General features: G+C 45.3%; 2 protein-coding genes and 1 pseudogene. All 3 read left to right on the forward strand.

What is annotated here, in order from left to right:
• Window positions 1–271: pseudogene (locus BG32_RS07625) on the forward strand (hypothetical protein); the annotation flags it as partial.
• A complete protein-coding gene (locus tag BG32_RS16445) occupies window positions 259–399 on the forward strand; it encodes a hypothetical protein (protein ID WP_259459600.1) in 141 nt (46 codons plus the stop codon). The pseudogene BG32_RS07625 and the gene BG32_RS16445, both read left to right, overlap by 13 nt.
• 160 nt (window positions 400–559) lie before the next feature.
• Window positions 560–1122: M20/M25/M40 family metallo-hydrolase (locus BG32_RS07630; RefSeq protein WP_121526643.1), on the forward strand; the 563-nt coding region annotated here is incomplete at its 3' end.

The following is a 1122-nucleotide window of genomic DNA, read 5'->3' on the forward strand; positions in this document are numbered from 1 at the left end:
TACCTGCTTTCTGCCACTCGAAACAGAACACACCGCAGATATGATGTTCGGGCAGCAATTCTCTGTGAAGCTATTCGCATTCTTGAATCCGATGTTTACTTTCGTGTATGACGCTATCGACCACGACGAGCAGATGAACACAAAGCTCTATGGATTTGGTACCTTGAAGTATGAAGGACAGCATTCCGTTCAGGGAAAGAATGAAACTTACACCGGAACGAAAGTCTCTCTTTATATTGTGAAGACGGAGAGCTATCAATGTACTGGATAATCGATCCGAATATACCTTTTGCTCTGGAGACTTTTATGGGAGAGGATTACGGGGAAGATTCAACTTTGATTGAACTCTGGAATTACAACACTGAACTGATCTCGGCTTTAGACAAAGGCGCCTTATAAGGCGCCTTTTTTGTTTATAATTGTGAAGCAACAAAGTAGATTCGTCGTGTGGAAATCCTGGTTATTAAACCCGTTCTCTTCGAATACGCTCTTAATGCAATGGGTAAGGAGTTGTATTCTGAACATCAATGACTAAGATTTCCAGAAGGGGGGCATCTATATGGATTTGATCAGAGTAAGACACAGCCTGCACGAGATACCGGAAATAGGATTCAAAGAGTTTAAGACTCAATCATATATAATGAGTCTTCTGGATCGTCTCGATGTTCCCTACGAGAAGGTATCGGGTACCGGGATTTTGGCGCGTTGGAAGAAATCAAACGGCCCTTTCACTCTTTTCAGAGCCGATATGGACGCTCTACCGGTATTCGAAGAAACGGGAGTAGAGTTCAAGTCCAAACATGAGGGATTCATGCACGCTTGCGGGCACGATGTTCATATGACTATCCTCATTGGCCTGATCGAAAGAGTGGTTGTCGCAAACCTGAAACGAAACCTCCTGTTCCTCTTCCAGCCAGCAGAAGAGGGAGGCGGAGGCGCAGAAAGATGTATCCCAGCACTTCAGCAGTACGATATAAAGGAGGCATGGGCACTTCATGTGAACGATGAGTTCCCCGAAGGGACTGTATATTCAAGACCCGGAGTTCTCTTTGCTTCGGCTTTCGAAACGGACTGCACTTTCACGGGAAGATCGGCACATGTCGCTTTTTATAGGGAGGGAAG

The organism is Mesotoga sp. HF07.pep.5.2.highcov (genome assembly GCF_003666285.1).
In the GTDB taxonomy this organism is placed as follows: domain Bacteria; phylum Thermotogota; class Thermotogae; order Petrotogales; family Kosmotogaceae; genus Mesotoga; species Mesotoga prima.

Excerpts from the sequence above, each read along its gene's own strand:
- BG32_RS16445 (WP_259459600.1), top strand. The coding sequence starts at position 259 with ATGTACTGGATAATCGATCCGAATATACCTTTTGCTCTGGAGACTTTT.